This window comes from Paenibacillus sp. EB106-05-06-XG162 (assembly GCF_058791655.1).
The window spans coordinates 185,217-193,572 of record NZ_JBYTDT010000011.1 but is presented as its reverse complement, the minus strand read 5'-3'; the positions used below and the strand labels follow the sequence as shown (position 1 = coordinate 193,572).

Here is an 8,356-nt window from a genome sequence, read left to right as displayed (position 1 = left end):
TTGCGGGGGCAGGATTTGAACCTGCGGCCTTCGGGTTATGAGCCCGACGAGCTACCGGGCTGCTCCACCCCGCGTCAGTTATAATTCTTACATTTCCCCAGGGCCTCGAAAAATAATCGGAATACCCTTTGGTGATCATAATGGTGGAGGCTAACGGGATCGAACCGCTGACCCTCTGCTTGTAAGGCAGATGCTCTCCCAGCTGAGCTAAGCCTCCATAAGTGGCTCCCCGAACAGGACTCGAACCTGTGACAACTCGATTAACAGTCGAGTGCTCTACCAACTGAGCTATCAGGGAATATCGTGTATCTCGTGAACAGAATCTTAATTTACCACAGAGTTCGACATAATACAAATGTAATTTTTGACAATTGCATATTCATTCGATGAAGAGGGGCTGCTGCCGTGCAGCTCCTTCCTACTCGCGCAGCGCTTCTCTAAGCGGTGTCGACATGCGGCCTTCCCCTCTTGAACGTTGATTCTTTAATTTGATTACCAACTGCTTGAGTCTTGCATTCTCCTCTTCAAGCTCCTGAATCCGCTGGTTCAGCTTCTCCACCTGTGCCTGCTCATGATTATCTAACATAAGTTCCCTCTTTCTGCGTATCATCCATTTGGTCGATTAACAATACCCTTCAAAACCCTATCGTTAACATCTATCCTAACGCCTCATGGCTCCTCGAGCAAACTTTTCAGAATGCTCAGCGCAGAATCGGTCATTTGATAAGAATGCCGCCAAAGGGAATCACCTCGCGCAAAACGCGCCGAATAAACCCATCTCCTTCAATTTCTTGTTCCAGCTGATGATCTGATTTTCCAGTCTGAATCAATGCATAGCCATGACCTGTAATTTCAAAATGGTAGTTCATATGCTGGCTCGCAAGTGCATTCCCATAAACACGTGGAGTCAGTGTTGCATTCTCCGGATAAGCAACAAGACAACCTACGTCGATATAAGTCGGCTGAACCGGGTCCAACTTCATCCGATGTAGCTGTCCATGTGTCAAGACCCCCAATATACCTTCATCCCCGGAAAATTTCATCTTAATAATCTCACGTGTGATTAATGCATTCTTCAACGTCTGAACTTTACGCTCAACACGCATGCCATCGGTATAGAACAAGACATGCTTCCACTCGAAGAGAAGATCGGCACCTTCGGAGAGCGGGATCGTCTGTACCGAATACCCCGCCGGCAGCCCGATCATGAATTGCGCAGGCCCACTGACATTCGATTGAATCAATTTTCTTTTGCGATACATGCCTGCAATATCCATAAGCCGATCTTCGCGTTGATTCGAATTTCCTTGAAAGGCGATAATTTGACTTGGATGGAGCACGGATACCTTCTCCCCAGCATCCAATTGAAGTGTGACCGCTTGCGATAGGGTTACTCCCTCTTCACATATAACATTCATATCCTATTCGTCTCCCCTATCCTTGTCTCATTATCGATGGCGTCGCCAGAACAAGACTCGTGTGACTCGTGTCATGATAAAAAAAAGCGCTATGATGCTAGCTGCGATCATGATTCCTCTTATGATCCACTTCATCCGTTCTTTCTGACGTAAATCCTGTTCTTCCAGCAGCTTCAAACGTGATGTCAGTGTCTCATTCTGTACGCGAAGCTGCTCGTTCTCCTGCATCAATTGGTTCGAGACCGTCTCATATTGTTCCCGGCTCTTCTGGAAGCTCTCTTCCATTTGCGTATATTTCGACTTCAGCTCATCCACATCGGAGGGAATTTCCTTGACGCCGTTTACCCAATCCCAGAACCCCGCGTGTGCAGCAGGCGCCGGTCCAAGCAACAATCCGATGCATAAGACGAACATGCCTATGTAGGCTATTATTTTATTATTGCTAATCGATTTCATATTCTGCTCCATCCCCTCTCTCAAGAGTCATTGAACAATCGAACATATATACGAAATTTGTCGAAAGAAGTTGCAAGATTCCTAGAGTTATTATAGTCGAAAATTGGTATGAAACACCAAAAAGGCTCTGCTTCCCGCTGTGGGATATAGCAGGGCCTTCCTCAAAGATGCTCTTGAACTAAGGTCTAGTCGCAAGTGGCCCTACTTTGATTTCTCGAATGCCTTCTTCTCGACTTTGGTCAGCAAGCCTAAATATTTGTTTTTTGTGGAGAAAACAAAGAAATCCAGGCTATAGGCTTGGATTTCTTTGTTACTGCTGTTAAGGCAGCATAGTTATATATTTTTCGTAAACATAGCCTTCTTGACCGTTGAAATTCACTTTCACCCATCCATACTTGTCAACGCTTAGTACCTTCAAAACGGTATTCTGTGGCACTGCCGTATAAATCTTAGCTGTAGATGAGGCCTTCGCACGTACATTCAAGAAATAAGCTGTAACCTTAGCTTGCTTCTCCATTGTATCTGTAGATTCTTTGCTAGGTGTAACTGGCTTGGTCGGCTCTTCAACAGCTGCAGGTTCACTAGGTTTAGGTTGTTCTTCAACAACACCAGCCGAGGTTTTTCTCGCTTGATTTAGCTTCTGATAGAACTCACCTTTCGTTTTTACGTCGGTGAACAACGCTTGGCTTACCTCTGCTTTTGTAGCGAGATCAGCGATTTCATCTTGGGTAACGGGATCTAGAATGTTAATGGAAGCTATATTGGAGTATTTACCATCTTCCGTTGTTGGAACCGATAGAATACCGTCATTGATTAACTCCACAACATCTGCACGTGCTGGTGCTGTCGTATCGATACCTGTCACTTTCCAATTATGATGAATCGTTGGTTCGTACACGCCTTTTTTTACTTCTTTCAAATAGGCAATCGAGAGATTTCGAATCGTACCTTTATCTTCGCCGTAGGCAGTCGCATCTTTAGAAGACCAAAGCTGCTTGAACGTCCGGCCTTCCAGTGCGCCACCCTTAGCTTTCAGAGCTTCCATTCGATAGGCGTTCATTCCAAGCTTCAGCGTATCGTCTGCTTTCACGGAAACTCCACTCGCATACTTCAGGTTCTTAATTCTGCTACCATAAGGCTCGGACAAGTCAACTTCATAAGTTACGCCGCCAAAGAAATCATTCGTGCTGTATTTAGAGGCACGTCTCTTCGCATCGAAACTAATGGTTACATCGCCAGGTCGCGTCGAGTTAAAATAACCTACTGCCCATTCCATATAGTCTTTTAAGTCTTTACCTGTTACCTGGTACACGGTAACTTCACCAAGTGCGAATTGATAATTATAAGCAATGTCTTTTTTCTTAATCGGTCCAATATCTAGTTTGGCCTTATCATTATCAATCTGGTGAGCGACGACATCGGCCTTACTGTAATGCAACATGACTTCGCTGAAGAAGTCCGATAACGGCGTCTCCTGGATTTGAACAGCAGGAATGCCTTTCATTTCATTTGGTGGGACAAGGTTTGTTCCCTTCAGTTCAGCGACAACGGTATTCGCATCTGCGCGAGCGAACTCGTGAAATGGTTGTAAAATGCCTTCTAGTCCAGCATCGGATTCCTCAAACGAGCCATCTGGGGCTTTAACCGCTAGAGTCGTTGCTTGCTTGTCTTTCAGTACCACTTTATCCCCTTGCTTTGTGAACGTCAGGTCGATACGCGAAATATGTGATCCATATTTATTAGGCTCAGAAATGAGCACGCCATTCACTGTTTTCGATTCAACTAAGGTATGCATATGTCCAGCAAAAATAGCAGTCAGTTCGGGATTCGCATTCGCGATATCCGTTACACCTGTACCTGCTTTTCCATTCTCATTATCTAGTCCCATATGCATGAGGCCAACGATGACATCAACCTTGCCTTTTAGCTCAGCGACAGCTTTTTTTGTTTCTTCTACAGGATCCTTTACGATAATGCCGTCTAAGTGGTCGGTTCCCTTTTCAAACTCCGTAATCATGGGTGTATTCATACCGATAATGCCAACTTTGACCCCGTCCTTCTCAATAATGGTGTAAGCCGGCATGTAGCGGTCGCCATTTTCTTTGAATACGTTCCCCACTAAGGGTTGTCCCTTAAATTGCGAGGAGATTTTCTCTAACACATCAAGCCCAAAGTTGAACTCGTGGTTTCCCATTACCCATGCGTCATACTTCATCTCATTCATAGCTACCATCATAGGAGACTTCGGTTGATCATTAAATAACTCTGCAGAATTATCTTGTATCATGTCTCCTGCATCAAGCAAAATCGTGTTCGGATTCTCTTCACGAACCTTTTTGACAATCGTGTACAGCTGAGTCAAGCTGCCCGTCTTGTTCGGGCCATCGAGTGCGTAATCCCAAGGCATAAACCGTCCGTGGATATCCGATGTTCCAAGCAATGTTATTTTTGTCTCGGATTCAGCCTCTGCGGCTTGAACCTTATTGCTGGAGAGAGGGGTGACGAGAGCTGAGGCGCATAACATTAATGTGAGTAACAGTCCGATATAACCCTTTGGTGCAAATTTCAGCATGTTGTTAATCATCCTCTGTATTAATTTTATGTAAATTTTTCGTTCACCACCTCATTCTAGTGAATAGACAGTTATATGTAAACGAATTAATTTCCTGTTATGGAATAAAAAACCGACAGCTTCGGTGCCGGGAAGAAATCATCCCCGTTCTCGAAGCAGGCGTCATCCGCAATCTTCTCCATATTGTCTTGCTCTACTCTTTCACGCTGCCTACCGTCATCCCCTTCACGAAATACTTCTGCAAGAACGGATAGACCAGCATAATTGGAAGTGCGCCCATAAAAATCTGTGCCGTACGCAGCGTCTTCTCACTTAAGTTCTCCATCGATCTCAGCTGCTCTGGCGACATGGAGGACATCTGCGAATTAATCGCGGTAATCAACGTAGATAGATAAGTCTGTAACGGATATTTATCCGGTGAATTCATATATAAAATACCATCGAACCAAGCATTCCAGTGACCCACGATGGTGAATAATCCAATGGTCGCAATGGAAGGCAAGGAGACTGGCAAGTAAATCTGCCATAAGATGCGCCAATACCCTGCACCGTCTATCGTAGCTGCTTCATCCAACTCTCGCGGAATGGTCCGGAAGAAGTTCAACATCAAGACCATATTCCATACATTGAGTGCGCCAGGTAAAATAAGCGCCCAGATCGAATCCATAATCCCGGTGTTCTTCACAACGATGTAAGTCGGGATCAACCCCCCGCCGAAGAACATCGTAATCGCAAAAAACCAGACATATACTGTGCGATACTTGAATTGGCTATTCGGACGAGCAAGAGGAAACGCCGTGATAAAGACGAGGAGCATATTGACCGCCGTTCCGAGCACAACTCGTTCGATGGATACACCTAGGGATCGGAAGAATTCCACCTTCTCCCCCAGGAACATATAAGCATCGAGCGAGAAGCCAACAGGCCACAGCTTGACTTCCCCCGCCATCGCAGCTGTATTCGAGCTAAGCGAGATCGCGAGCAAATGAATAAATGGGATAATCCCAAGTAATGTGATTAGCGATAGTAATATCGTATTGAAACCAATAAACAGCACTCTACTGAGCGATTGCTTATGCACCACAGGGCTTCTCCTCCTTTAGAATATTCGATAGTTGTTATATTTGTAAGCCGCATAATACGTTATCGACACCAACCCTAAGGAAATGACGGATTTGAATAGTCCAATGGCTGCAGCAGGACCGAACTGTTGACTGAACATCCCAAGACGGTAGACGAAAGTGTCAATCACATCCGCTCCTTCATAGACAGTCGGGTTATACATGATCAGGATTTGCTCGAACCCGGCATTCAAGACGTTGCCAAGACTCAATACGCTGAGCAGAATAATGATCGGAGCAATGCCTGGCAGCGTAATATGAATCATCTGCTTCCATTTGCCTGCACCATCCACCTCAGCCGCCTCATAGAGCGTTGCATTGATCCCTGTAATAGCAGCCAACATCACGATCATGTTGTAGCCCATCCCTTTCCACACATCGGAACCAATAATAATCCCTCGGAACCAGTCATTGTTCAGCATGAACATGATCGGCTCTGATCCGAGCGACTTGATGATGCCGTTCACCGGACCGTCCAAGGAGAATAGCTCGATGATGACGCCGCCCAGCACGGTCCAAGACAAGAAGAACGGCAGGAAGATGGCAGACTGGATGAACCGGCTGAACCATCTGCGCGTCACTTCATTTAAGAGCAGCGCCAGGATGAGTGGAACCACCAAGAACAATACCATTTTGAATAATGAAATCACGATCGTATTCCACAGCACCTGCTCGAAGTCCGGCAGATTGAACACATACGTGAAGTTATCGAACCCGACCCACTCTGATTTGAAAAATCCGGATAATGGCTCGAACTGCTGAAAGGCCATCACGAGCCCGGCCATCGGACCATAGGCGTAGATCAAAGTTAGAATGACACCCGGTATCAACATCAGGTGGAGCGGATACTCCTTGCGCAATATCTTCATCGATGAAATCCTCCTTCATATGCGTTGGACAAAAAAAGAGAGGCACTGCAAGAGCCTCTCTCTACCTCAAGGGAGCGTGCAGCACGTCTTATTTCACGGCTTGCTCGGTATACCACGCGTTGACTTCTTCGGTAATCTTGTCGCCCCCAAGGGTTTTCCAACTCGTTACGAACTTATCGAATTCTTCTATTGGAGCACCGAGTATGATCTTCGTGAAGGTTTCTTGCATCAATTTATCCAGTTGTGAACCTTTCTCGACCTGCGTTGAGGTTGGGATGCCATAGAACTCATTGCTGACGAAGGCTTGGTTCTGCTTGATCTGACGTGTTAAGCCCCATCCACCGTTCTCCGCCACACGGCTGAAATATCCGCCCCAGTTCGTCCCTTTGGAAGCAATCTTCGTGCTGCCGGAGTGATAGTCTTTCACATAATTGAAGACATCCTTCACCAGCGTGTAGTTCTCGTCGTCAAGCGTAATTTCTTGCTGGTTCGCTGCGAGCGCTTTGTTCACTTCCGTATAGATCGTCTCGATCTGTGACGGGTTATAGATCCGCGGATTGAACCAGTTGTAGACGAACCCTTTCTCCGGTTTTAGCATATCCGTATATTTTTTCTTCCCCATCTCGATATAGAAGTTCATCATCTTGATCGCAGCTTCTGGATGCTTCATGTTCTTGTTCACGGCGTATACCCGTCCGCTGCGCAGCTTCGGTACGAGCGATTTGCCTGGTCCGCTGAGGGAAGGGATCTGAATCGCAATCCAATCGGCCTTCGGTTCCTTGTCGATGTTCAGGTTCAACGGCCAAGCCGGGTACCACCACTCGCCGTATGAGATACCGACTTTGCCTGCGGTGATATCTTCGACGACCTTGTTCTCGTCCTTCAGCGCGAACTCTTTATTCAGGATGCCGCGCTGATACCACGACTGCAGCATGCTGAGGCCTTGCTTCATTTCCGGTTGGATCAAGCCAGGCACCAGCTTGCCTTCGCTGCCTTTAATCCAAGCGGTCTGCGCGTCACCAACGGAAGGATATGCGCCGAAGCCATTGAAGAAGCCTCTCACATCAAAGCCCCAGAAGAATAACGTCTTCTGCAAGGCAACGCCATACGTATCCGCTTTGCCGTTCTGATCGGGGTCATTCTTCACGAACGCTTCCGCGACTTTATCAAGCTCTTCCATCGTCTTTGGAGGCTCCAGTTTCAGATTATCCAGCCAGTCTTTACGAATCCAAAGCAATTGTGTCGACAAGAACGGGTCCTCGAACGACGGGATGCCATATTGCTTGCCGTCTTGGCTGAATACTTTCATCGAAAATCCGCCGTCCGACGACATATATTTCTTAAGCTCCGGCGAAGCATATTTCTCAAAGGCCTCCGATAAATCAGCGAGCATGTCTTGCTTGCGCAGCTTCTCGTAATCCTTCTGGCCCAGCTCCAGAATATCGGGCAGATCGCCCGAAGCCATCGCGAGCGCGAATTTCTGTTCATATTGGTCGGACGGCACCGTCCATTTATACTTCACATCAATATTTAGCATGTCTTTGAGCTGCTGCAGATAGGCGTTCTTATCTGGCGTAAGTCCCTTCGGCGTTCTGGGATCTTCTGCCGGTCTGAATCCCATCACTTCGGTGACTTCGACTGGTTCTGCATATTTGCTGAGCGGACCTTCCGGAACAGCCGTCTCCGTGCTAGTCTCCCCTGATTTCGCGGAACCCGTACTTGCTTCATCGCTTCCCTTACTCGAACATGCCGTGAATGCTGCCATGACCATGGAGAGCAGTAACATCATTTTTAGTGTTTTGGATGCTTTCATGATAGCGCTTTCCCCCTTTGTATGATGAGGCCTCAAGAGTCCGTTCGACTCCTTGCTTCTAATAGTAGGATGGAAGAGAAAAAGCTACAATTTCAAATCTTTTACTT

Annotated in this window: 7 protein-coding genes and 3 tRNA genes; all 10 read right to left on the bottom strand. The window is 46.7% G+C overall.

The window, feature by feature from the left end; translation table 11 throughout:
* Nucleotides 1–74: transfer RNA gene (locus AC3WU2_RS21655), tRNA-Met, on the bottom strand.
* A gap of 67 nt (nucleotides 75–141) precedes the next feature.
* Nucleotides 142–217, bottom strand: a tRNA-Val gene (locus AC3WU2_RS21650).
* Between the two features lie 5 nt (nucleotides 218–222).
* A tRNA-Asn gene (locus tag AC3WU2_RS21645) sits at nucleotides 223–298 on the bottom strand.
* Nucleotides 299–418: 120 nt separating this feature from the next.
* Nucleotides 419–586 carry a hypothetical protein gene (locus tag AC3WU2_RS21640; RefSeq protein ID WP_492457102.1) on the bottom strand — a complete coding sequence of 56 codons (168 nt, stop codon included), beginning with the start codon at nucleotides 584–586 and terminating at the stop codon, nucleotides 419–421.
* 130 nt (nucleotides 587–716) lie between these two features.
* Nucleotides 717–1,418, bottom strand: a complete 702-nt coding sequence (locus tag AC3WU2_RS21635) for an AIM24 family protein (RefSeq protein ID WP_379344970.1) — start codon at nucleotides 1,416–1,418, stop codon at nucleotides 717–719.
* A 30-nt stretch (nucleotides 1,419–1,448) separates the two neighbouring features.
* Nucleotides 1,449–1,874, bottom strand: coding sequence for a hypothetical protein (locus tag AC3WU2_RS21630; protein WP_492457101.1), 426 nt, complete (start codon nucleotides 1,872–1,874; stop codon nucleotides 1,449–1,451).
* Nucleotides 1,875–2,193: 319 nt separating this feature from the next.
* Nucleotides 2,194–4,446, bottom strand: a complete 2,253-nt coding sequence (locus AC3WU2_RS21625) for a 5'-nucleotidase C-terminal domain-containing protein (RefSeq protein ID WP_492457100.1) — start codon at nucleotides 4,444–4,446, stop codon at nucleotides 2,194–2,196.
* Between the two features lie 193 nt (nucleotides 4,447–4,639).
* Complete coding sequence (locus AC3WU2_RS21620) at nucleotides 4,640–5,530, bottom strand: carbohydrate ABC transporter permease (RefSeq protein ID WP_492457099.1); 891 nt, start codon at nucleotides 5,528–5,530, stop codon at nucleotides 4,640–4,642.
* Between the two features lie 15 nt (nucleotides 5,531–5,545).
* On the bottom strand, nucleotides 5,546–6,436 hold the full coding sequence (locus tag AC3WU2_RS21615; RefSeq protein ID WP_492457098.1) for an ABC transporter permease: 891 nt from the start codon (nucleotides 6,434–6,436) through the stop codon (nucleotides 5,546–5,548).
* Nucleotides 6,437–6,524: 88 nt separating this feature from the next.
* On the bottom strand, nucleotides 6,525–8,249 hold the full coding sequence (locus tag AC3WU2_RS21610) for an extracellular solute-binding protein (RefSeq protein WP_492457097.1): 1,725 nt from the start codon (nucleotides 8,247–8,249) through the stop codon (nucleotides 6,525–6,527).
* Nucleotides 8,250–8,356 lie beyond the last annotated feature (107 nt).